Source organism: Parabacteroides sp. ASF519, assembly GCF_000364265.2.
Lineage (GTDB): Bacteria > Bacteroidota > Bacteroidia > Bacteroidales > Tannerellaceae > Parabacteroides > Parabacteroides goldsteinii.
Genome location: NZ_AQFV02000006.1, coordinates 5,755,017 through 5,779,993 on the forward strand (window position 1 = coordinate 5,755,017; position 24,977 = coordinate 5,779,993).

Sequence of the window (24,977 nt, forward strand, 5' to 3'; positions counted from 1 at the left end):
GAATACCAAGGATATTATGCAGAAAATCATATATGGATCAAACTCAGTACTGATTATTATCAGCATATATCTAACAGATTCAAGAAGTGCTATTCTATCCATATCAATATGTACTATTTACATTTATATAAAGAGCAGTAACACAATAATTAATCATATAAGGAAGATTAATATAAAACAAACAACTATTTGCATTTTATTATTTACATCACTAGGTATATTATTTCTATACAATTTAATCAATCACAGAAAAGACTCTGTAGATGGTCGAATCCTTATATACAAGATAACTACAAAAATGATATTCGACAAACCCATTCTCGGTTTCGGCTATAACACTTTCTATTCTGTATATCCAGATTACCAGGCATCTTATTTCAGTACAAATCCAGATAGCAAATATAAAATATTCGCTGATAATACTAAATATGGATTTAACGAAGTTCTACAAATAGGAGCTGAGTATGGAATAATAGGAATAATACTTACATTAATATTCATAATATATTTGCTTACAATCAAAACGAATGAAAATAAGTTCATTATATCTCCTTTAAAATATTCAGTTCTATCTATATTAATAGTTTCACTATCAAGTTATCCATTAAGAAGGGTTGAAACATTATTAACAATAACAATCCTTATTGGAATACTTGCGTCATTTGAAAAAAGGATTCTTTTTTCTTTCAATAAAATACAATGCAAATTATTAATTATACTATTTTCTTTTTTCAGCTTTAGCTTCATTGGATCTATAATAAACAGAAAAAACCCATACACTATTTGGCAAAATACAAAAAACACATCAATATCGGATAAAGAAAAAATGACAATTTACAATTCTATTAAAGACAAGTTAAAATATGACACACAGTTTCTATACAATTATGCTGTCATACTATCTAAATGTCAAAAAAATGAAGAAAGCAATATTTATTTAGACAAAATATTAACGCACATGAACACATCATCTATCTGGATATTAAAAGGGAACAACTATAAAAACATCAACAATCTTCACGAAGCCATAAAATGTTATACCTACGCTTCTAAAATAGTCCCAAATAGAATCTTCCCTTTATATCAATTAATGCTTATATACAAAGAATACAACAAACAAAATCAGATGATAAAAATAGCAAAACATATTAAGGAGTTTAATGTAAAAATACCATCTTATACTACACAAAAAATAAAAGAAGAAGCAAATGAAATTATTTCAATATATAATTAATAAAAAAATAATTGTTATATTTTCAACAACGATTACTTTTATATGTGCTGTTTGTATCATAAAGAACAATACAGATATACTTTCTTATAAATCAGACAACGATAATCTGTATAAAGTTTTAAAACATTATAAAAACGACAAAGAAAAATATAACGCAGCATTATTTTTAATTAAAAATATGGCAAACAAATATACCCATAAAGTAATAATAAAAGATTTATCAGACACAAATACACATTTCTCTTTATTTGACAAACACATAAATAAAAACAATTATAAATTCATATTGGACTCTTTAAATCTGCATATCAAAACAGATCTTATGTATGACACACAATATATTGATCCTCAATATTTAATAGAAAATTGTAACAAAGCATTTTATGCATGGAAAAACTATCCTTGGTCTAAAGGATATACAAAAAGTATATTTTACGAGTATATCCTACCATATAGAATAAATAAGGAAAATCTAACAGACTGGAGATCATTCTTCATGAAACGCTATAAACCATTGATTGATACTATGAAAAATGAAAAGACAATAAAAAATATTGCGCAATTAATAATCAAAGACATTAACAATCAAATATCTTACTCCAACAATTCACTCAATATTAAACCTTCTTTAGATTACAAAGAAGCTTTTTTATCTTCAAAAGGAAACTGTTCTGTCATAGCAGATATTATAGTACTGGCATTACGATCTATGGGCATTGCATCAACGAAAGACTATATTCCCTTATGGGGGAATACAAATAATGGACATGTCGAAGTCGTTTATTTTGATGAAGATTGTAATCCAGTAATGTTGCAAACAGGAAATTGGCTAGCCGCCCATCCTCCGAAAATATTCCGACAAGTATACTCTAACACAGAATTGACTAATATTGAAATGTTTGATAATAATTACTATCTAGATGTAACAAATGAATATATAGCGACATCAAATATCAAGATTTCAATTAAATCAACACAAAAAGATATTTACTTAGCTGTATTCAATAATAATAAATGGAAAGAGATCACTAAAGGAGAAAGGATTGATGATAAATCATATAAATTTCACAATATTGGAAGATCCATTATGTATTTACCAATCTCTAAAACAGATTATGGTGGCATAAAAACAATGGGAGTCCCTCTTTCTGTTGATTTTCTTGGCAATATAAAAAAATACAAAATCAACAACAAGAACACATTACATATTAATCTCACCCAATACCTAGCTAGCCTTCACATAACAGACAATATCAATAACTATGAATTAGCTTACTGGAATATTAGTCATTGGAGTTCAATAAGTATCTCCGGAGATCAATATAAAACTCTCTATGCACAGGATGTCCCTTCAAATACAATATATATAATTCTAGACAAAAGGGACTTAAAGTTCAAAGGAAGAATTTTCACATACGATAATGATATCAAAATATGGTAATAATCTTCTTGTCATTTTTGATATTCCATTAATTTGTTTACATTAGAGACCTCTACGGAAAACCAGAAAACAAATGTCTATATACAAATATATATTATTTACAGCTATATTCTTTATTGGAATGTTAATTATAAGTTCCGTTAAAAACTTATTTTTTGGATTTGGAACTCAATTACTCTATGCTATTGAGTGTTCTTCATATTGGTTCTTTTTTACTATCATCTATACACAATGTAAAAGAAAAAATAAAATACGCTATTCCCGATATATACTTTTACTATGCTTGTCATTTATCTCTAGTACAGTGATTTGTAACCTGGCAAATGTATACACGGGAAAAATTGAAAGCCTAATAATATTACGACCATTAGTTATGAATATTTTCCTGGCCATTATTATACAGTTGTTATTGATATACCATAAGGATAACGCCTAAACAACTAACAAAAGTTCCTTATTTTGTATTCTAAATACAGTTGTCTCCTAAAGCAAATACTACTTGTTCCTAATCTGAACATACTTATCTGCTAATTTTTTGACCTGGGTAAAAAACGTTTAGCACCTAGGTCGAAAACGTTTACTACCCAGGTCAAAAAATCAACGGATAGGTATCTTTATATTAGCATACAGTTATTTTAAGATCAGAAAGAAGTAGTATTTGGGTTATAAAGAAGTAGTCGGACGGCTATACAACAGATACCTATATGAAACTGTTGCATGAAAAAATAAGAGAGTGTCAAAACAGACACATTTACCTCTTAAAAGTATTGGTTTTTCTTTGATTAACCCATAAGAGACAGGTTTTAGGTATCCATCAATTCCCGGAGTGGATGGTTATAAAAAAAGAGGACACCGCCCAAGCAATATCCTCTCTTCTTTTCTATAATAAACGTCTTACCTTCCGATAATACCCAGCTTCGAATCATTGATAAAGTCAATGATATGCTGTATTTCATCACTCATCGGCACCTGATCCTTAATCATCAGCAAGGCATCGAAAATACTGGTCTTTCCCTGGTAAACGATACGGTATGCATGACTGATATGCTTGATCACCTTTTCACTCACCCCCTGGTGGGAAAGGATTACGGAGTTGACCCCGTAGTAGGAAATCGGTTCCTGAGCCGCCACGATATAAGGAGGTACATCCTTACGGAAGCGGCAACCGGTCTGTGTCATCGACCAGGTACCGACACGGCTGCCCTGACTTGCCAATATATTACCTCCGAAGATCGCATAATCTTCAAAGAAACAATTACCGGAGACCTTGCTACCGTAACCCAATACGCAATGGTTTCCGATATGTGTATCGTGTGAAATATGCACCCCTTCATGTAGGAAATTACCATTACCGATAAAAGTCTGCCCATCCGGAGTCGTGGCACGGTTGATCACTACGTTCTCACGGATCACGTTATCATCGCCTATAACGGCTAATGTCGTGTCGCCTTTATATTTGAAATCCTGGGGTTCTGCCGCAATAACAGCCCCATTGAATACACGGTTACCTTTTCCCAGACGTGCACCACCCATGATACTGGCATGAGGCATAATCACGCAATTATCGCCAATTTCTACATTCTTATCAATGTATGCAAACGGATGAACAGTAACATTCGCTCCCAGTTTTGCACCGGCATCTACATAAGCTAACGGACTAATCATAATAATCTATGTTTTAATGGTTATTACTCTCTTCCTCCACCAACAGCACTGTACAAGTTGATAACAGCCTGCATACGCTGAACGTTGTCGGATACTTCTGTCAATTGTGCGCTAAGAAGGCTCTGCTGAGCTGACAGGATTTCCAGATAAGTTGACTGGGCTGACTGGAACAAGGCTTTCGTATAGGTTACGGCCTTTTCCAATTGCTCGATCTGTTGTCTGTCCTGAATCAACATCTTGTTGGTTGCATCGTAAAGATGCAGGGCATCGCTTACTTCCTTACCAGCTTCAAGAATTGCTTGCTGATAATTCATCTGGGCGATCTTCTCCTCTGCTTTCGATACCTTCAGGTTAGCGATCAGCTTACCATTGTTGAAGATAGGCTGTGCCAGTGAAGCCAGAGCCTGGAACATGAACTGTCCCGGATTAGCAACAGTAATACCCGAACCGTTCGTCCAACCGGCTGTTGCCGTAATATTCAAACCGGGATAGAAAGCGGCACGTGCCTTGTTTGTCGTATAGTAAGCACTGGCAAGCGACATTTCCGCAATCTTCACATCCGGACGGTTTTCCAGCAACTGCAAAGGTACGCCGGCCATGATCTCGTCGGGGATCACCTGATCTTCCAATCTGCCGCGGTCGATACGTTGCGGTGCTTTAGCCAACAGTACGGACAAAGAGTTTTCCACTTCGCGAACCTGGCGTTGCAGATTGATTAACGAAGACGATACCTGATGATATACGGCTTTCATCTGAACGACTGCAGCCTCGGTTGTCATACCGGCCGTCTTCATTGCTTCCATCGCGCGTACATTTTCTTTATAGATAGCAACCGTTTCGGTTGTGATCTCTACCTGACGGTCGAGCATCAGCAGGGTAAAGTAAGTATTGGCAATACCACCGATCAACTGTGAACGGACAGCCTGCTGTGAATACTGGCTCTGCAAATAGATTGCTTTCTGGTCGCGGCTTGCATTGAGCAGCTTACCAAACAGGTCGACTTCCCAATTAGCAGCAGCCGGCAAAGTATAGGCTTTTGCATAGCTGGATCCTCCCATGGTGGTCAGCGAGCCTTGCGGGGCCAGGTTCAAAGACGGAAGGAAAGATAAACGGGCAGCAGTCAGCAACGTTTTCGCTTCTTCCACACGGAGAACGGCAGCCTGCATATCCACGTTATTCGCCAGTCCTTCTTCAATCAGAGCCTGCAATTTAGGATCACGGAAAACTTCCTTCCAGGAAAGGTTTCCCATATTGGTCGTATCGGCAGCCAATGTATCCGTTACCGATACCGGATCACGATACAGACCGGACGTATCTATCGTTTCAGGACGATCATAAGCCTTGTAGATGTGGCAACTGCTCAGCAGGGCAGTTGCACACATCATATATATTATTTGATTTTTCTTCATTGTCTTCTCACTTATTTTTTAGCGTACTGTTCTATTTCCGTATTCAAATCGCTGTTGTCAAGGTCTTCCCATTCGATCGGTTTCACCTTTTCCTGCAAGTACTGGAATACCACGAACAAGGCAGGAACGATCAGGATCTGGAAGATCATACCGACAAACATACCACCAATAGCGGCAGTACCCAGCGTACGGTTACCGTGAGCACCTACACCAAAGGCGAACATCATCGGCAACAAACCGACTACCATTGCCAGAGAGGTCATCAGGATAGGACGCAGACGGGCAGCGGCACCCAATACGGCAGCCCAGGTAATACTCATACCCATACGGCGACGTTCGAGGGCAAACTCTACGATCAAAATAGCATTCTTTGCCAACAGACCCATCAACATGATCAACGCGATCTGCATATAAATGTTATTCGACATTGTGCCCAATATCATCTTCAATGCCGGGATGCTACCTAACGCAGCCCAACCCTGTACAAACAGGAAGCTACCCATCAGACCGAACGGAATTGAAAGCAATACGGCCAACGGCAATACGTAACTTTCATACTGTGCACTCAGCAACAGATAAACGAACACGAAACACAAGATAAAGATCAAGCCGGTAGTACTTCCACTCGTTTCCGCCTCTTCACGTGCCATACCTCCCAACTCATAACCGAAACCGGCAGGAAGGGTGGTACTTGCCACTTCTTCCAGTGCTTTCAGTGCCTGACCGCTGGTAAATCCGTCAGCCGGGGCAACCATCAGTTTCATTGAGGTATACATGTTAAAACGGCTGATGATATCCGGACCATATACTTTCTCTATTGTAATAAACTGGGAGATCGGTGCCATTTCGTTACCGTTTCTGACCTTGATATTCTTCAACGATTCCATATTCGCTCTCATAGAAGGATCGGCCTGCACCATTACACGGTACATCTTACCGAAGCGGTTGAAGTTGGAAGCATACAGACCACCATAATATCCCTGCAAAGTCATAAGGATATCGCTCGGACTGATGCCTACTTTCTTACAGGCTGCCGCATCGATATCGATCATATATTGCGGGAAGTTCGGGTTGAAAGTAGTCTGGGCCGACTTGATTTCCGGACGGGCCGTCAATGCTGCCATATAGTCTTTGGAAACATCAAAGAATTTCTCCAGGCTACCACCGGTCTTGTCCTGCATATTCAACTCGATATCACTGGAAGCGGAATAACCCGGAATCATAGGCGGAGTAAAGAACAATACCTGTGCATCCTTCACCACTTTCTGGGCACGCATAAATAAACTACCGTAAACTACTTCCGCACTCTGCGTCATAGAACGTTCTTCCCAGTCTTTCAACTTGATGATGAATGAACCGTAAGAAGGTCCCTGACCACCGATAAAACTGAAACCGGTAATAGCCGTACGTGATTTCACAGCCGGGTCGGAAGCGATCAGACTATCTACACGTTCCATGATTTCCAATGTACGTTCCTGAGAAGCTCCGGGAGGTAATGTTACAGCTCCCATGATAGTACCCATATCTTCATTCGGCACCATACCGGTCGGCGTTACCTGCATGAAGAAGATCAACAGGGCAATAGAGGCAGCTACAGTTCCGAATGCCAGCCATTTCTTCTGGATAAAGAACAATACACGCTTCTTGTAACTCTTTAATAAAGAATCGTAAGCCACATTGAAAGAGGTATGGAAACGGGATACGAATGTCGTCTTCTTTTCACCGTGTTCATCATGAGGTTTCAGGAAAATAGCACAAAGTGCCGGACTCAATGTCAAGGCATTCAATGCCGACAAACCGATAGCAATAGCCATTGTCACACCGAACTGACGATAGAATATACCGGCTGTACCTCCCATGAAACTTACAGGGATAAACACGGACATCATCACCAATGTAATAGAAACAATCGCTCCGCCAAGTTCACTCATCGCATCGATAGATGCCTGTTTCGCCGATTTATATCCCTGGTCCAACTTGGCATGGACCCCCTCGACGACGACTATCGCATCATCGACCACAATCGCAATGGCAAGTACCATCGCACAAAGTGTCAACAAGTTGATACTGAATCCGATCAGTGACAACAGGAAGAATGTACCGATCAAGGCTACCGGAATCGCAATAGCAGGAATCAAGGTTGAACGTAAATCCTGCAAGAACACATATACCACAATAAACACCAGGATAAAGGCTTCCAGCAAAGTTTTGAGAACCTCATGGATAGAAGCATAAAGGAAGTCGTTGGCATTCATGGATACTTCAACCTTCATTCCCGGAGGCATAGTCGCCTCTGATCTCACCAGCAAATCCTGGATATTATTGATCGTTTCTGTTGCATTCGTTCCCGGCATCTGATAAACGATACATGCTACTGCATTATGGCCGTTTACTTTATTTACATAGTTGTAAGTCAAACGTCCCAATTCGATATCGGCAATGTCCTTCAGACGAAGCACTTCACCGTCGGGCAATGCTTTTACTACAATATTATCAAATTCTTCTGCTGTTTGCAGACGTCCTTTATAACGGATCGTATACTGGAACGACTGGTTTCCCTGTTCACCGAAAGAACCCGGAGCAGCCTCCACGTTCTGTTCAGCCAACACGTTCGATACATCGTTAGGCACCAGCTTATATTGTGCCATTACATCCGGCTTCAACCAGATACGCATAGAATAATCGGTACCCAATACGTTGGCATCACCGACCCCTGGTACACGCTGTACTTCAGGAATCAGGTTGATCTTTGCATAGTTTTCCAGAAATTTCTGGTCGTAACGGTCTTCCGCATCATAAACGGCAAAAACAACCAACATGGAGTTCTGACGTTTCTGGGTAGTCACACCGATCTTCGTTACTTCGGCAGGCAACAGACCTTGTGCCATCGACACACGGTTCTGAACGTTTACTGCTGCCATATCCGGGTCGGTTCCCTGTTTGAAATATATGGAGATATCGGCAGAACCGTTATTGGAAGCATTTGATGTCATATACATCATGTTCTCTACCCCGTTGATCTGGTCTTCCAGCGGTGCAATCACACTATTCAATACAGTCTGCGCATTGGCACCTGTATAAGTGGCCCTTACCGAAACAGTAGGAGGCGCAATGTCCGGATATTGGGTAATAGGCAATGTGAACAAACCTAATATACCCAGGATGACAATCAGGATGGAAATCACCGTTGAAAGCACCGGACGGTTAATAAATCTATCTAATTTCATATGTTACTTTTTTATAAACGAATATCACCGGGAAAGCCCGGGTTATCCTATACCTTTAATTAATTAAAAGCTGTTTTTAAATTTCCTTCGTTCTGGTCTTTCATGGCCTGCTGGAACTTTGCAGCCTGCTCAGCCTGTGTAATCGGCGTGATTTCCTGACCGTCTCTTAAACTCTGAACGCCTTCAACAACGATCTTATCACCGGATTTCAAACCTTTAGTAACCAGATAATTCTGACCATCATCCAAAGAGGAAATCTGAATTTCAACATTTTTAATTTTATTATCGGGTTGCAGTACATATACGAATTTTTTGTCCTGGATTTCAACCGTAGCTGACTGCGGAATCATAATAATACCTTCCATGGTGTAAGGGAATACCACGTTTCCTGTTCCCCCGCTTCGCAGGATTCTTTTGTCATTCGGGAAAACGGCACGCATACTAACCGAACCGGTCGACTGGTCGATAACGCCACTGACAGCATCGATCTTACCGGTTTCTTCCAGCATCGTTCCGTCTGCCAACTGTAACTGAACGGCTGGCATCTTATCCAATTGTTCTTTCAGTGTGCCTCCGGCTTTTGTGAGCTGCAACAATTCCTTTTCCGTCATTGAGAAATAAACATATACTTCTCCGATCTCGGAAACAGTTGTCAACGGACTCGAGATAGAAGGGCTCACCAAACTTCCGATACGGTAAGGGAAAGTTCCGACAACGCCATTGGAAGGACTGGTCACTTTACAAAAAGATAAATTCTGTTCCGCACTAACCAAAGAGGCTTCTGCCTGTGCCAAGGATGCCTTTGCAGACATCAATTGGTTGACGGCTGTCTCATATTCAAAAGAACTGATAATAGCATTATTATACAGGTCTTTCTTATTCTTTTCTGTCAATGTCAACGTTTTTACGTTTGCATCTGCCATAGCAACAGCTGCTTTGGCCTGGTTCACTGCCGCCTTATACTGCGTGGGATCAATTTCAAACAAGGGCTGATCTTTACGGACCGTAGCTCCTTCATCGACACATAACTTAACAATAAAACCCGACACCTGGGGACGGACTTCAATATCCTGCGTACCTCTGATAGTCGCCGGATAGGAAGTTGTCTGATTGCTGGAAGATGAATTCACGGTCAAAACAGCATATTCACTGTCACCTAACTTCATGCCGCTCTGGCTGTTACCACAGGCGGTTAATAAAGACACTCCCAGCGCAAATAATGCAATTTGTCTACATTGGGTAATAGTAGTTCTCAACATTTGTTTATCCATAATTATAATTTAATATATTTCTGCCTTTTATTTTTTCGTACATTTATTCCTGAAGGCTTGTATTATCAGACTCGACAACAAAGGGACTCATATCCTAAAAAACGTACAAATGTAGAATCTTTTTATTGCACTTTTACCGTTTATACATTCTTTTATACTAAAAAATAGCTTTATTTATATGTAGAGATCAAACAGATAGCTATTTTTTGCCGGATCGAAAGTAAATTAGTCCAAAATTGCATACATTCCGTTGTTGTTGTTTGTTTATTCAATAATTTAGTTTAAATTTACAGCTATCTATAAACATAATTAATCTACAATCTGATGGGACCAAAGTTTTCTATTTCGGAAGTATGCAGTACTTCATGGCAACGTACTAAAACTCAGATATGGGTTTTAGCCGGCTTATTGATAGGTATGACAATAATTTCTTTTACGCTGAGCGCTTTTGCCATGCCTATGCAAAAATCCATAGTGGGTACAATCGTTATTAATTTGATCAGTTGCATTATCTCCTGCATTTTTGCATTAGGATACATGAAAAACATATTCCAAGCCCTGGATGGAGAGGAGCCGCAATTCTCGGCCTACGGACAACAGGCCCGTAAAATCATCACTTATTTTGTGGCTAATCTTTTTATGGGGATCATCGTGGTGTTCGGTATCTGCCTGTTCATTATTCCAGGCATTTATCTGGCTCTCCGATTGCAATTTTTCACCGCTTTCATTGTTGAAGAAGATACAGGTATCATCGAATCTCTGAAACGCAGTTGGGAAATAACCCGCGGACAGGGCATGCCGTTATTTATGCTTATGCTGGCTATGATCGGTATTTTCATATTGGGACTTATCCTGCTGGGTATAGGAATTTTTGTAGCAATGCCTCTTATATATATGATGTATGGCTATGTTTTTCGTAAATTAAATGCACCTTTGCAGATTATTGAGGAATTATAATTTTTATAACACAAAACAAACAGTCCGCAGAATCTTTTCATGTTCTGCGGATTATTTATGATAACAGAATTGCCCTATGGGGAAAACGTATAGAATAAAAGATATAGCAGAATTATCCGGAGTTTCTACCGGAACCGTCGATCGTATTTTGCACAACCGTGGCAAAGTGTCGGAAGAAGCACAGAAGAAGGTCGAAAAAGTATTAAAAGAGATAGACTATCATCCGAATCTGATAGCCCGTTCGTTAGCCCTCAAGAAAAAGTATAAATTCGTTACATTGATACCCTCTTTCGGACAGGGGGAATACTGGGCAAAGCTGTCCGAAGGGATCAACAAGGCCGAACAGGAATTATTCAGTTACAATATTGAGGTCGAGCGGATGTACTTCAACCAGTATGACAGAAGTAGTTTCGATAATTTGATTCCCAAAATAGAAGAGGCGGATTGCCAGGGAGTAATCATAGCAACCCTTTTTAAGGAGAGCGTTATCCAACTCACGCAACAACTCGATAAACTCGAAATCCCCTATGTGCTGATCGATGCCTTTATCGAAAATACCAATTGTATCGCTTATTACGGAACAAACTCCTATGATTCCGGATATATCGCCGGGCGGTTACTTTTTGAACAGATACATCCGGAGGACAACATCGCTATTTTCCGCTTTATTCGTAAAGGCGATATGCATTCAACTCAGGTTATGAAACGTGAGGAAGGTTTCCGCGATTATCTGTACGGTCATGATTTTCTGGGAAAAATATACCCTGTACATATTCATGCCGATGAATCAGTAGAAAACAAAGAGATACTCGACTCTTTCTTCGCAACGCATGAAGAGATCAAGGCTGGTATAATCTTCAACTCCAGAGCACATGTCCTGGGTGATTATTTCCAGCATCAGGACATCGACAAACATTTTAAACTGATCGGTTACGACGTGATCGAATCGAATCTGAGCCATCTGAACAACGGATACATCACCCATCTGATCGCCCAACGTCCGGAAGTGCAGGGATTCAATTGTGTCCGCGCTTTATTCCGACACCTGGTATTAAAAGAAAAAGTCGAACAAATCAATTATATGCCTATTGATATACTTATCAAAGAGAACATTAAGTACTACAATAACTATATTTAAAGGCATAAATTAATTATTTTTCTTCTATATTTTTTTTGTTTGACAAATAAATACCATACATTTGCACCCAACGTGTGCTCGCGCACATATTGAACATAAAATGGAAATATCACAATAAAAATCATCTATAAAATGGCTAATTTATTTTGTATTAAAGACAGAGTTGTCATCATTACCGGAGGAGCCGGTATTCTGGGTAGCGGAATCGCAGGCCATCTGGCTGAAGAAGGTGCTAAAGTTGTAATCCTTGACCGTGCAGTGGAAATCGGAGAAAAAATCGTTGCCGATATCAAAGCAAAAGGTGGCGAAGCCTGTTTCTTCCAGACTGACGTTCTGAATAAAGAGATCCTCGAACAGAATAAAAAAGATATCCTTGCCAAATATGGCCGCATCGATGCATTATTGAATGCTGCCGGTGGCAATATGGCCGGTGCTACAATCGGTCCGGACAACAACATCTTTGACCTGCAGGTCGATGCTTTCAAAAAAGTGGTAGATCTGAACCTGTTCGGCACAGTGCTTCCTACTATGGTTTTTGCAGAAGTAATGGCTCAACAGAAAGAAGGTGCTATCGTAAACTTCTCTTCTGAATCCGCTCTTCGTCCGTTGACACGTGTGGTCGGATACGGCGCAGCCAAAGCTGCCATCTCCAACCTGACCAAATATATGGCAGGTGAACTGGCTATCAAATTCGGTGAAGGCTTACGTGTAAATGCTATCGCTCCGGGATTCTTCCTGACAGAACAAAACAGAACATTGATGACTAATCCGGATGGTTCTTATACGGAACGTGCCAAATCTGTCATTGCCCACACACCGTTCAGACGTTTGGGAACACCGGAAGAATTATTCGGTACGATTCAATACCTGATCAGTGACGCATCCAAATTTGTAACCGGAACAATTGCAATTGTCGACGGCGGTTTCGATGCTTTCTCAATCTAAATGCCTAATAATATGCCAATAGGTTAATGTGCCAATATGCCAATTACTTTAAAGCATATGCCGTAGCCAATTGGCACATTGGCACATTGATAAATTAATAAATTATTTTCTATGTATTTATGCGAACAAACTTGGCGTTGGTACGGGCCGAATGATCCTGTCAGCCTTTGGGATATTAAACAAGCCGGAGCAACCGGTATCGTAAATGCTTTACACCATATCCCTAACGGGGAAACATGGACAGTAGAGGAAATCATGAAACGGAAAGAAATGATCGAAGAGGTAGGCTTGAGATGGTCTGTTGTCGAAAGTGTTCCCGTTCATGAACATATCAAAACACAAACCGGAGATTTCCAGAAATATATTGACAATTACAAGGAAAGTCTACGTAACCTCGGAAAGTGCGGTGTTAATGTTGTGACATATAATTTTATGCCGGTACTTGACTGGACACGTACTGATCTGGCTTATACGATGCCGGACGGTTCAAAGGCTCTTCGCTTTGAACGTGCAGCTTTCGTTGCTTTCGACCTTTTCATCCTGAAACGTCCGGGAGCTGAAAACGATTACTCGGCAGAAGAGAAGGCTAAAGCGAAAGCTCGCTTCGATATAATGACCGAAGATGACCGTAAACTACTTACCCGTAATATGATTGCCGGTCTGCCCGGGTCGGAAGAAAGTTTTACGATCGAACAGTTCCAGGAAGCACTGGACCGCTACAAAGATATCGATGCCGAAAAACTGCGTTCCAACCTGATCTACTTCCTGCAGGAAATTGCTCCGGTAGCCGACGAAGCGGGTGTTAAACTGGTGATCCATCCGGATGATCCTCCCTACTCCATCCTCGGTTTACCACGTATCCTGAGTACGGAAGACGATTTCAAAAAATTGATCGAAGCTGTTCCGAATCCAAGTAACGGTCTGTGCTTGTGTACCGGTTCATTCGGTGTTCGTAGCGACAATGATCTTGCCGGTATTATGGAACGCTATGGCGACCGCATCGACTTCGTTCACTTCCGCAGCACACAACGGGATGCAGAAGGAAACTTCTTCGAAGCAAACCACCTGGAAGGTGACGTGGATATGTACGGTGTAATGAAAGCGTTACTCGAGCTACAACAAAGACGTGGTTGCTCGATCGCTATGCGTCCGGACCATGGCCATCAGATGATCGATGACTTGAAAAAGAAGACAAATCCGGGTTATTCCTGCATCGGACGCCTGAGAGGTTTAGCTGAACTTCGCGGTCTGGAGATGGGTATAGCCAAATCTCTTTTCAAGAAATAACAGAGACTGAAATTTCATTTCTTATTGATTTATAATGAAAAAAGCGTTCAACTCCGGTTGGCGCTTTTTTCTGTTTTATGGTTTTCCGATACATTCACCAGACCATTGAAAAGCATAAACAAATGAAAAAGAACTATAAAGTATTCCTGATAAGGACTTTAGACTGGATTGTTTTTTCTATTTTTGTCCAGCTAAAAAATTTCATAATGCCTAAGATCTACAGTTATATATTATTATTTATTACACTAATAACACTAAGTACCTGTTCTTCGGTACTATCAGTGCAATCACCACCATCCGTTTCCGATCAGGAATTTAACATGCTGTCTCCGTCAACAGAAATCCCTCTTCCCCAGATAGATATATTCCTTCCTCCTACACCAGAATTGGGAAAAACAGAATATGCACGTAAAGATATTACTGAGGATTTTTCTCCACGGGAAAAAGCCGATATAGCTGTTCCGGATCCAAAACTTCTGGCTGACGAAAACTCTCTTGTTATCGACCTGGCTCTCATGACAGATGAAGATTATGCTTTTCCACTCCCCGGAGCAAAAGTCATATCGCCCTATGCCGGTCGCAGAAGACATCATTCCGGTGTTGATCTGAAAACATGTGCTAATGATACCATCGTTGCAGCCTTCGATGGAATTGTCCGCATGGCAAAACCTTATGCTGCTTATGGTAATGTTGTAGTCATCCGTCATTATAACGGGCTGGAAACAGTTTACAGCCATAATTCCAAAAATCTGGTTAAAGTAGGTGACCGCGTAAAAGCCGGTGAACCGATCGGACTAACAGGAAGGACAGGCAGAGCTACTACGGAACATCTGCATTTTGAAGTGCGTATCAACGGGCAGCACTTTAATCCTGATAAAGTATTCGACCTGGGAAAACGAAAATTGCAAAACACTTGCCTGGTCGCTACCAAAACAGGAAAAAATATTGCTGTAAAAGCTATCGATATACTCCCGCAACAGCGTACCAATGAATACCAATACTCTTATTTAGGAATCCCTGTTCCGAATAATAATAAAAAGCTGGATTTGTAGAATAAAAAAGACAGAGCTTGAGAATGCAAACTCTGTCTTTTTATAAGATCATCTTCTTTTCTAATCTACTTAGGAAGTTGAGGAAGTTTCTCAAATAATACCTTAATCCTTTTCTGCAAATCTACCGGCAGTTGAGAGAGATATTCTTCCGGAGCTCCAAGCTGAACAAAATCCATCATCGTATAAACATCTTCATTTACATTTTTCCAATAATTCGGATTATTTTGCATGGCAAAAAATGTAGGTGACTTAAGAAGTTCCAAGCCTCCTTCTACAACCTTTTTCAATGATTCTTTTAATTCCTTTTCCGATTCTTTTATTTTCTCTGTAGTTTCATGTGTCCCTTCATTCAACAAGGAAAATACTTTAACTTTCCATGACCAGGTTCACAATACAATCCTGCTTTTGATCCAGAAAGGCCAGTACATCCGTTACTGCCTTTTCATGAAATTCCAAAAGGCCATGAGCAAAATAAGGTGTTGCCTCTTCATCAAAACGAATACGAAGATCAAAAAATCTGACGCCAAATTCATACTGTTCTTCAAGAGATAGGTTCTGACATTTTCCGGTATTCCAAGCTAATATCTGGACTAGTCCGGTTGGCTTAAGATAAGTCATTGAGTTGTGAGTTCCTAGTTTAAGCATAATATGGTTATTTAAGTGATTAGTAGAAGCTGATTTTCAAAGGGAGCTTCATTCTGCAAATATAAACATTTATCCATACCTGATGTAAAAAACAACTGATATTCTTATTTATTTTCTAATTTGGTCCATAAACAAAAAAGACCACTGATTTTCAGTGGCCTTCGTGGAGATGGAGAGATTCGAACTCTCGTCCAAACGAGGAATTAATCTGCTTTCTACATGTTTATCTTCGCCTTCGATTGTCGGGACCAAGCAAGACCGAAGCCACCCACTTAATCCTTATCCTCTAAATTTTCGCCTGAAACCCGAGGCTCATTTCAGACTATCTCCGATATTGCTGCACCACCTGATCGGAAAGCTTCGGAGCCACAGCATCCGGGTGATGTCACGTCCCCACAACTTTTGCAGGGATTAAGCTTGAATCTACTATACTTCGATTAAGCAGCGTAAGCGTAATTGTTTTCGCCAGTTAATTGTTCGTTGTCTGAGATTTAAGTGCAAGCCAACCACGCACTACATGCTTACAAACCACTTCTGCCCGCTGTCAAAACCGGTCATCCCCATGATTTGTGAGTACAAAGATACAAAGATTCTGCGTATCTCTGTACTCCATTTAGTTTTTTTATTCTATTACCCCTATTTCACGGAACCAGTCTTCGGCTCTGTCAGGCCATTCATTCACGGCTGCGCCGGTATCTCTAAGTCCATAACCGTGTCCCCCCTTACTATACAGGTGCATCCAGGCAGGAACATCTGCTTCTTTTAATGCATAATAATAGAAAAGGCTGCTGTTTATATATGACTTATCGTCTTCCGCCTGAATCAGCATAGTCGGAGGTGTTGCCGACGTTACTTTGATCTCTGGTGCCAATTGGAAGTTTTCACCGTCCAGATACGCAGGATACACCAAAAGACAGAAATCAGGACGACAACTTACCTTATCCGCAGCATCCACTGCCGGATATGTCCGTTTCTCAAAATTATTACTAACCATCGCAGAAAGGTGACCTCCTGCCGAAAATCCCATCACACCGATACGCTGCGGATCTACATTCATCTCTTCTGCATGGGCTCTGACATAACCGATCGCACGCTGCAAGTCCTGCAAAGGAGCTTCATGCTTCTCGCGACCTTCCCGACGCGGGACACGGTATTTTACCAACACAGCTGTTATTCCCAAATTGTTCAGCCATTCGCAAACTTCGTCTCCTTCCAGGTCGTAAGCCAGAATATTATACCCTCCACCGGGACAGACTACCATTGCCGCCCCTGTAGCAACTTCATCAGGAGCCGGATAAACAGTGATTGTCGGTTCACTTACATTAGTAACCCGTAAGACGGTTTCACCACCTGTCTTACCGCCATCAGTATCTGCTTTTTCTATCAGCTTGGTTGTTTCTCCCGGTGCTCCTTTCGGGAACAACAGGATCGGATTATCTTGTGCCATAGCTGAACCTATTAAACAACTTGCTCCGACAAGCAGGAGCATCCATTTTCTGACCATACACTACACTGTTTAAAGAATTTATAAGAACCATTATTTTTGAGGGAAATTCGGACTATACAGCATTGTTTTCTCTAATGTCATTAGTTTGCCATCTTTCACAAAAGCCTCTCCACGCTCTGAAAGATGTTTAACCATTTCTCCACGGAGTTCTTTCAACTGTTTTGCATATTCCGCCTTGGCAGAACAATCGGTCAACTCACCCGGGTCTTTTACCAAATCGAACAGTTGCTCTTTTCCATTATGAAGATTCCAGACATATTTTAGTTTGCCATCTGTTAAAGCACACCAATAATTATCCGCACTATAACAAGTAGCATGCTCCATATCAATATATTTACGCCATTCATCTCCATGTCCCTGCACTAATTTCAGCAGTGAACTACCATCCATATCGGGAGGAACCGCCCCCCCAGCCAAATCAATAAAGGTCGGCAGAAAATCGCGTAATTCAACCGGCTGTTCAATCTTTATACCATTTGGAACTGATTTCTTGACATAAGACGGCCATTTTACAATATAAGGGATATGAGCAGAACCCTCATACGGATAAGTCTTTCTCCAATGATAATGGTCGCCCAACATATCGCCATGATCGGCAGTAAAACAGATCACGGCATCATCATACATATCTTTTTCTTTCAACGTTTCAATAATCTGCCCTATCTGGTCATCGATAAAAGTGACATTTGCATAATAATGCCTTCTGGATTTAACGGCATACTCATCCCCAAAATTACCAAACGGAGCATCAGAAGCAGCCTTTTCCGGATCCAGACGTTCCGCATATTTGCCACACCAATCTCCGATAACTGGCTTAGGTATATCCGCATTCTTATACATATCCAAATAACGCTTCGGCGGATCATAAGGACTATGCGGACGTGCAAAAGAGACTTTAAGGAACAATGGCTGATCATTATTATAATTACGAATCAGTTCACAAGCGGTTTGCCCTGTCCAGGTTGTCGGATGTAAACGTTCATCCAATTTATAAACTCCTGCGCCATGGTCATTCCAGCCTATACCAGTTAAATCCGGATTCTGTCCCGGAGCATTTAACTGGAACCATTCCCGGTAATCACTGATGAAATCTTTTGACTCAATCCGGCCGCTCTCATCAATTAAAGTTGCATGGAATCCATGAAGTGCCTTCTGCGGGAACCAATGCATCTTTCCGATACCAAAAGTGAAATAACCCAGATTACGCAACATCTGAGGCATTTCATATTTATATTGCTCAGCCATTCTTCCGTATCCCAGCATGCCATGATGCCAGGGAGATAAACCAGTCAGCAAGCCGGCACGTCCGGGCGTACTGCTTGGAGCCGAGGAATAACCATTTACAAACAGTGTTCCTTCTGCTGCAAGTTTATCTATATTAGGAGAAATAACAGCTTTGTTACCCATACATCCCAAAGCATCCCCACGATGCTGGTCTGTCATGATAAAAATTACATGAGGTTTCTTTTTCTTTTCCTCTTGCCCATTATTCTGTTCATTCAAGGAAGAAGTGATAGATTGTGCAGAATGATTGACTCCAACTCCTGCACCTGCTAATAGTGATGATTTAAGAAAGGCTCTTCTTTTCATTATATGTTTTTCTATGAATACTAATTTAGATAGCGAAGATAAATATCTTATTTGATTCGTGCAAAGAGAAGACGACTAATATTATCGGTAAGAATAAAAACGAAAAGAAGCTATAAACACAAAAAGGAACCAACCTTACGATTGATTCCTTTCATTTGTTTGGAGTTCTTGACTCTAAAACGGCGGCTATCTACTCTCCCACTTTTACGCAGTACCATCGACGTGGTTGGGCTTAACTTCTCTGTTCGGAATGGGAAGAGGTGGATCCCCAACGCTATAACCACCTTAATACCTTTTAAGATGTTTGACCTGGACAACGCTACTCTTTCAGTAACCTTCGCTTTGTTAGTATCTCTACTAACCCTGCTGATATATCAATCCTTCCTTCCGGAAATAGAAAGTCTCGGGCTATTAGTACTACTCGGCTTCGACATTACTGCCCTTACACCTGTAGCCTATCAACGTCGTAGTCTACAACGACCCTCAGGGAGATCTTATCTTGAGGCTGGCTTCGTACTTAGATGCTTTCAGCACTTATCCAATCCAGACTTAGATACCCGGCGGTGCACCTGGCGGTACAACCAGTAAACCAGAGGTCTGTCCAACACGGTCCTCTCGTACTAGTGTCAGAGCCACTCAAATCTCCTACGCCCACGATAGATAGAGACCGAACTGTCTCACGACGTTCTGAACCCAGCTCGCGTGCCACTTTAATGGGCGAACAGCCCAACCCTTGGGACCTTCTCCAGCCCCAGGATGTGACGAGCCGACATCGAGGTGCCAAACCGCTCCGTCGATATGAGCTCTTGGGAGCGATCAGCCTGTTATCCCCGGAGTACCTTTTATCCTTTGAGCGATGGCCCTTCCATGCGGAACCACCGGATCACTATGCTCTAGTTTCCTACCTGATCGAGTTGTATCTCTCCCAGTCAAGCACCCTTATGCCATTACACTCTACGACCGGTTACCAATCGGTCTGAGGGTACCTTTAGAAGCCTCCGTTACTCTTTTGGAGGCGACCACCCCAGTCAAACTACCCACCATACAGTGTCCTCGTTTCCACGAGTTAGAACTCAAACAACCAAAGGGCCGTATTTCAACGGCGACTCCACCGACACTGGCGTGCCTGCTTCGCAGTCTCCGGCCTATCCTACACATTAGTTGCCCAAATTCAATGTAAAGCTATAGTAAAGGTTCACGGGGTCTTTTCGTCCCATCGCGGGTAATCGGCATCTTCACCGATACTACAATTTCACCGAGCTCACGGTTGAGACAGTGTCCAGATCATTACACCATTCGTGCAGGTCGGAACTTACCCGACAAGGAATTTCGCTACCTTAGGACCGTTATAGTTACGGCCGCCGTTTACTGGGGCTTCAATTCAAACCTTCTCTTGCGATGAGCTCTCCTCTTAACCTTCCAGCACCGGGCAGGTGTCAGGCTGTATACTTCATATTTCTATTTCGCACAGCCATGTGTTTTTGTTAAACAGTTGCCTGGACCTATTCTCTGCGCCCCGCCATCGCTGACAGGGACCCTTTATCCCGAAGTTACAGGGTCAATTTGCCTAGTTCCTTAACCGTGAATCACTCGAGCGCCTCAGTATTCTCAACCCAACTACGTGTGTCCGTTTACGGTACGGGTACTCTATAGATATGCTTAGCGGATTTTCTAGGGAGCCTGTTTACATCCATATTGCCTTGTACAAGTACTCGGCATACTCTCAGGTTCGACTCTCACGGCGGATTTGCCTACCGCGATCAACGTCTACACCCTTTAACCAACTATTCCGTCAGTTGGCAGGACTGTCACTTCTCCGTCTCCACATCGCTCTATAAAGTAGTATGGGAATATTAAACCATTCTTCCATCGGAATCGCCGTTCGGCTTATCCTTAGGTCCCGACTTACCCTGATCCGATTAACGTTGATCAGGAAACCTTAGTCTTTCGGCGAGGAAGTTTCTCACTTCCTTTATCGTTACTTATACCTACATTTGCTTTTCCAGCTACTCCAGCAAGGGTTATCCCTCACCTTCAACGCCACTGGAATGCTCCCCTACCATCCATTACTCTGGATCCATAGCTTCGGTAAACAGTTTATGCCCGAGTATTATCCACGCCAAACTCCTCGACTAGTGAGCTGTTACGCACTCTTTAAATGAATGGCTGCTTCCAAGCCAACATCCTAGCTGTCTCTGCAGTCTGACTTCGTTAGTTCAACTTAACTGTTATTTGGGGACCTTAGCTGATGGTCTGGATTCTTCTCCTCTCGGACGCGGACCTTAGCACCCGCGCCCTCACTCCTTATCAATATATAGCACGCATTCGGAGTTTATCTGGACTTGATAGGCGGTGAAGCCCTCGCATCCAATCAGTCGCTCTACCTCATGCTATACTAAATAAAGGCTGCACCTAAATGCATTTCGGGGAGTACGAGCTATCTCCAAGTTTGATTAGCCTTTCACCCCTACCCACAGTTCATCCGAAAGCTTTTCAACGCTTACCGGTTCGGTCCTCCAGTTAGTGTTACCTAACCTTCAACCTGACCATGGGTAGATCACTTGGTTTCGCGTCTACTCCCTCCGACTATGTCGCCCTGTTCAGACTCGCTTTCGCTTCGGCTCCGTATCTGAAATACTTAACCTTGCCGGAGAAAGTAACTCGTAGGTTCATTATGCAAAAGGCACGCCGTCACAACTTACGTTGCTCCGACCGCTTGTAGGCAGACGGGTTCAGGGTCTATTTCACTCCTCTGTTCGAGGTTCTTTTCACCTTTCCCTCACGGTACTGGTTCGCTATCGGTCTCTCGGGAGTATTTAGCCTTACGGGATGGGCCCCGCTAATTCACACAGAATTTCTCGTGCTCCGCGCTACTCAGGATACCACTAGGCTTCGTTAGAAAGTCGTGTACGGGATTTTCACCCTCTACGATCACTTTTTCCAAAGTGTTCCACTTTCCTAAGTTCTTGCCACAGCGTGGTCCTACAACCCCGGTATTGCCTAAACAATACCGGTTTGGGCTCTTCCGCGTTCGCTCGCCACTACTTGCGGAATCATTCTTATTTTCTCCTCCTATGGGTACTTAGATGTTTCAGTTCCCCACGTTCGCCTCCCTTACGGGATGACAGGCCTTCAACCTGCCGGGTTGCCCCATTCGGAAATCTGAGGATCAAAGATTATTTGCATCTCCCCCCAGCTTATCGCAGCTTATCACGTCCTTCGTCGCCTCCGAGAGCCAAGGCATCCACCGTCTGCCCTTGCTTACTTTCTTATTTCCGGTTACCACAGGGGTAAATCGGATTGATATATCTTCAGCTTGCTCTTGTTACTTTATTTTACGTTGTCCATCATGTCAAAGATCTTGTCGTTACTTTACGTTTCTGATGTCTCGGTAACTTTTTGTGGAGAATAACGGATTCGAACCGTTGACCCTCTGCGTGCAAGGCAGATGCTCTAGCCAGCTGAGCTAATCCCCCAAAATTCTCTCTCAGAGATTCTGTAGTCCCAGGCAGAGTTGAACTGCCGACCTCTACATTATCAGTGTAGCGCTCTAACCAACTGAGCTATAGGACTGTCAACTTTGCCTTGGTTTCCCTCAGCATCATTTTTCTCTCTTGCCGACACTTTATTGCCGGTAGATCTATATTTTATACATATTCAACCGTAGTACAAGTTAACTAATACCTCTGAGTCAACTTGATAACGAACTCTGCGCTCCAGAAAGGAGGTGTTCCAGCCGCACCTTCCGGTACGGCTACCTTGTTACGACTTAGCCCCAGTCATCGGTTTTACCCTAGGCCGATCCTTGCGGTTACGGACTTTAGGTACCCCCAACTCCCATGGCTTGACGGGCGGTGTGTACAAGGCCCGGGAACGTATTCACCGCGCCATGGCTGATGCGCGATTACTAGCGAATCCAGCTTCACGAAGTCGGGTTGCAGACTTCGATCCGAACTGAGATGGGGTTTGGAGATTAGCATCCGCTCACACGGTAGCTGCCCTTTGTCCCCACCATTGTAACACGTGTGTCGCCCCGGATGTAAGGGCCGTGCTGATTTGACGTCATCCCCACCTTCCTCACAGCTTACGCTGGCAGTCTCACTAGAGTCCTCAGCATGACCTGTTAGTAACTAGTGATAAGGGTTGCGCTCGTTATGGCACTTAAGCCGACACCTCACGGCACGAGCTGACGACAACCATGCAGCACCTCGCAAATTGCTATTACTAGAGACTCTGTTTCCAGAGCTGTCAATATGCGTTCAAACCCGGGTAAGGTTCCTCGCGTATCATCGAATTAAACCACATGTTCCTCCGCTTGTGCGGGCCCCCGTCAATTCCTTTGAGTTTCACCGTTGCCGGCGTACTCCCCAGGTGGATTACTTAACGCTTTCGCTGTGCCGCTTACTGTGTATCGCAAACAGCTAGTAATCATCGTTTACTGCGTGGACTACCAGGGTATCTAATCCTGTTTGATCCCCACGCTTTCGTGCTTCAGTGTCAGTTATAGTTTAGTAAGCTGCCTTCGCAATCGGAGTTCTGCGTGATATCTATGCATTTCACCGCTACACCACGCATTCCGCCTACCTCAAATATACTCAAGTCAACCAGTTTCAACGGCAATTTTATGGTTGAGCCACAAACTTTCACCGCTGACTTAATTAACCACCTACGCACCCTTTAAACCCAATAAATCCGGATAACGCTCGCATCCTCCGTATTACCGCGGCTGCTGGCACGGAGTTAGCCGATGCTTATTCATATGGTACATACAAAAAGGAACACGTTCCTCACTTTATTCCCATATAAAAGAAGTTTACAAACCATAGATCCTTCATCCTTCACGCGACTTGGCTGGTTCAGGCTCTCGCCCATTGACCAATATTCCTCACTGCTGCCTCCCGTAGGAGTCTGGTCCGTGTCTCAGTACCAGTGTGGGGGACCTTCCTCTCAGAACCCCTATCCATCGTGGACTTGGTGAGCCGTTACCTCACCAACTATCTAATGGAACGCATGCCCATCTATCAGCGATAATTCTTTAACAAATATTTCCATGTGGAACCCCTGTTTTATGCGGTATTAGTCCGACTTTCGCCGGGTTATTCCCCTCTGATAGGTAGGTTGCATACGCGTTACTCACCCGTGCGCCGGTCGCCACCAATGTATTGCTACATCGTGCTGCCCCTCGACTTGCATGTGTTAAGCCTGTCGCTAGCGTTCATCCTGAGCCAGGATCAAACTCTTCGTTGTTTAAATTGTTATATCTCTATGCTCAGAATTCGTATTTATTTCAAGTTTATTGACGGTATTAATTTTTAATACTTGTACTACTTGTTGATATGTAAATCTTTCAAAGAACTTTCGCTTTCTTTTCGATTGCGGCTGCAAAGGTAAGGACTTTTTTTTAACTACCAAATTTTTTAGAAGAAAATTTGAAAAGTTTTTTTTTGAGTCGCTGTGGCGGTTGGAATTTTGCTTAGAACCTCTAACCTCATCCCCTTTCCTCAGGTTACCTCTTTCATCATGTTCGTGCGCCGCTCTCTCTCGAATGCGGGTGCAAAAGTAGTAGATTACTACATACACTCCAAACTTTTTACCGATTATTTTTCATT

General features: G+C 42.1%; 15 protein-coding genes, 2 tRNA genes, 3 rRNA genes and 1 other RNA gene. 7 read left to right on the top strand and 14 right to left on the bottom strand.

What is annotated here, in order from left to right:
• The first annotated feature begins 16 nt into the window (after positions 1–16).
• Complete coding sequence (locus C825_RS23005; RefSeq protein ID WP_228100185.1) at positions 17–1,234, top strand: O-antigen ligase family protein; 1,218 nt, start codon at positions 17–19, stop codon at positions 1,232–1,234.
• Positions 1,209–2,675 carry a transglutaminase domain-containing protein gene (locus C825_RS23010; protein ID WP_010800345.1) on the top strand — a complete coding sequence of 489 codons (1,467 nt, stop codon included), beginning with the start codon at positions 1,209–1,211 and terminating at the stop codon, positions 2,673–2,675. The genes C825_RS23005 and C825_RS23010 overlap by 26 nt, the downstream gene beginning before the upstream one ends.
• An 894-nt stretch (positions 2,676–3,569) precedes the next feature.
• Here C825_RS23010 and lpxA read toward each other — a convergent pair.
• From lpxA to C825_RS23030, 4 genes are read right to left on the bottom strand one after another with little or no spacing between them, the layout of a single operon-like run.
• The gene (gene lpxA, locus C825_RS23015; protein WP_007653781.1) at positions 3,570–4,340 is read right to left on the bottom strand and encodes an acyl-ACP--UDP-N-acetylglucosamine O-acyltransferase; all 771 of its coding nucleotides are present in this window, start codon (positions 4,338–4,340) and stop codon (positions 3,570–3,572) included.
• A gap of 23 nt (positions 4,341–4,363) precedes the next feature.
• On the bottom strand, positions 4,364–5,749 hold the full coding sequence (locus tag C825_RS23020; RefSeq protein WP_044215243.1) for an efflux transporter outer membrane subunit: 1,386 nt from the start codon (positions 5,747–5,749) through the stop codon (positions 4,364–4,366).
• A gap of 11 nt (positions 5,750–5,760) precedes the next feature.
• Positions 5,761–8,976, bottom strand: coding sequence for an efflux RND transporter permease subunit (locus tag C825_RS23025; RefSeq protein ID WP_007653785.1), 3,216 nt, complete (start codon positions 8,974–8,976; stop codon positions 5,761–5,763).
• Between the two features lie 59 nt (positions 8,977–9,035).
• Positions 9,036–10,247 (bottom strand): efflux RND transporter periplasmic adaptor subunit, encoded by a 1,212-nt coding sequence (locus C825_RS23030; RefSeq protein WP_007653786.1) that lies wholly within the window; start codon positions 10,245–10,247, stop codon positions 9,036–9,038.
• Positions 10,248–10,571: 324 nt separating this feature from the next.
• Between C825_RS23030 and C825_RS23035 the strand changes: the two genes are divergently transcribed.
• The 5 genes from C825_RS23035 (at position 10,572) to C825_RS23055 (ending at position 15,626) form a co-directional block, all read left to right on the top strand.
• Positions 10,572–11,204, top strand: a complete 633-nt coding sequence (locus C825_RS23035; RefSeq protein WP_007653788.1) for a DUF7847 domain-containing protein — start codon at positions 10,572–10,574, stop codon at positions 11,202–11,204.
• A 76-nt stretch (positions 11,205–11,280) separates the two neighbouring features.
• Positions 11,281–12,342 (top strand): LacI family DNA-binding transcriptional regulator, encoded by a 1,062-nt coding sequence (locus C825_RS23040; RefSeq protein WP_007653795.1) that lies wholly within the window; start codon positions 11,281–11,283, stop codon positions 12,340–12,342.
• Between the two features lie 132 nt (positions 12,343–12,474).
• On the top strand, positions 12,475–13,287 hold the full coding sequence (locus tag C825_RS23045; RefSeq protein ID WP_007653797.1) for an SDR family oxidoreductase: 813 nt from the start codon (positions 12,475–12,477) through the stop codon (positions 13,285–13,287).
• A 111-nt stretch (positions 13,288–13,398) separates the two neighbouring features.
• Positions 13,399–14,574, top strand: a complete 1,176-nt coding sequence (uxuA, locus tag C825_RS23050; protein ID WP_010800347.1) for a mannonate dehydratase — start codon at positions 13,399–13,401, stop codon at positions 14,572–14,574.
• Between the two features lie 203 nt (positions 14,575–14,777).
• On the top strand, positions 14,778–15,626 hold the full coding sequence (locus tag C825_RS23055) for a M23 family metallopeptidase (RefSeq protein ID WP_224265793.1): 849 nt from the start codon (positions 14,778–14,780) through the stop codon (positions 15,624–15,626).
• Positions 15,627–15,691: 65 nt separating this feature from the next.
• Here C825_RS23055 and C825_RS23060 read toward each other — a convergent pair whose 3' ends face one another.
• The 10 genes from C825_RS23060 to C825_RS23105 all read right to left on the bottom strand — a co-directional run bounded on the left by C825_RS23060 (position 15,692) and on the right by C825_RS23105 (position 24,615).
• Complete coding sequence (locus tag C825_RS23060) at positions 15,692–15,979, bottom strand: hypothetical protein (RefSeq protein ID WP_010800349.1); 288 nt, start codon at positions 15,977–15,979, stop codon at positions 15,692–15,694.
• Between the two features lie 13 nt (positions 15,980–15,992).
• Entirely contained in the window at positions 15,993–16,271 is a 279-nt protein-coding gene (locus tag C825_RS23065) for a PI-PLC domain-containing protein (protein ID WP_010800350.1), read from the bottom strand.
• Between the two features lie 161 nt (positions 16,272–16,432).
• Positions 16,433–16,833, bottom strand: a transfer-messenger RNA (tmRNA) gene (gene ssrA, locus C825_RS23070).
• A 60-nt stretch (positions 16,834–16,893) separates the two neighbouring features.
• The gene (locus C825_RS23075; protein WP_010800351.1) at positions 16,894–17,775 is read right to left on the bottom strand and encodes an alpha/beta hydrolase; all 882 of its coding nucleotides are present in this window, start codon (positions 17,773–17,775) and stop codon (positions 16,894–16,896) included.
• Positions 17,776–17,808: 33 nt separating this feature from the next.
• Positions 17,809–19,368, bottom strand: a complete 1,560-nt coding sequence (locus C825_RS23080) for an arylsulfatase (protein ID WP_007653809.1) — start codon at positions 19,366–19,368, stop codon at positions 17,809–17,811.
• A 177-nt stretch (positions 19,369–19,545) separates the two neighbouring features.
• Positions 19,546–19,656, bottom strand: a 5S ribosomal RNA gene (gene rrf / locus C825_RS23085).
• A 104-nt stretch (positions 19,657–19,760) separates the two neighbouring features.
• Positions 19,761–22,639: ribosomal RNA gene (locus C825_RS23090) — 23S ribosomal RNA — on the bottom strand.
• Between the two features lie 131 nt (positions 22,640–22,770).
• Positions 22,771–22,844 (bottom strand) — tRNA-Ala (locus tag C825_RS23095).
• Between the two features lie 23 nt (positions 22,845–22,867).
• Positions 22,868–22,941: transfer RNA gene (locus C825_RS23100), tRNA-Ile, on the bottom strand.
• Between the two features lie 147 nt (positions 22,942–23,088).
• Positions 23,089–24,615: ribosomal RNA gene (locus C825_RS23105) — 16S ribosomal RNA — on the bottom strand.
• Together the 16S, 23S and 5S rRNA genes with 2 tRNA genes alongside form the textbook arrangement of a ribosomal RNA operon.
• Positions 24,616–24,977: the final 362 nt, after the last annotated feature.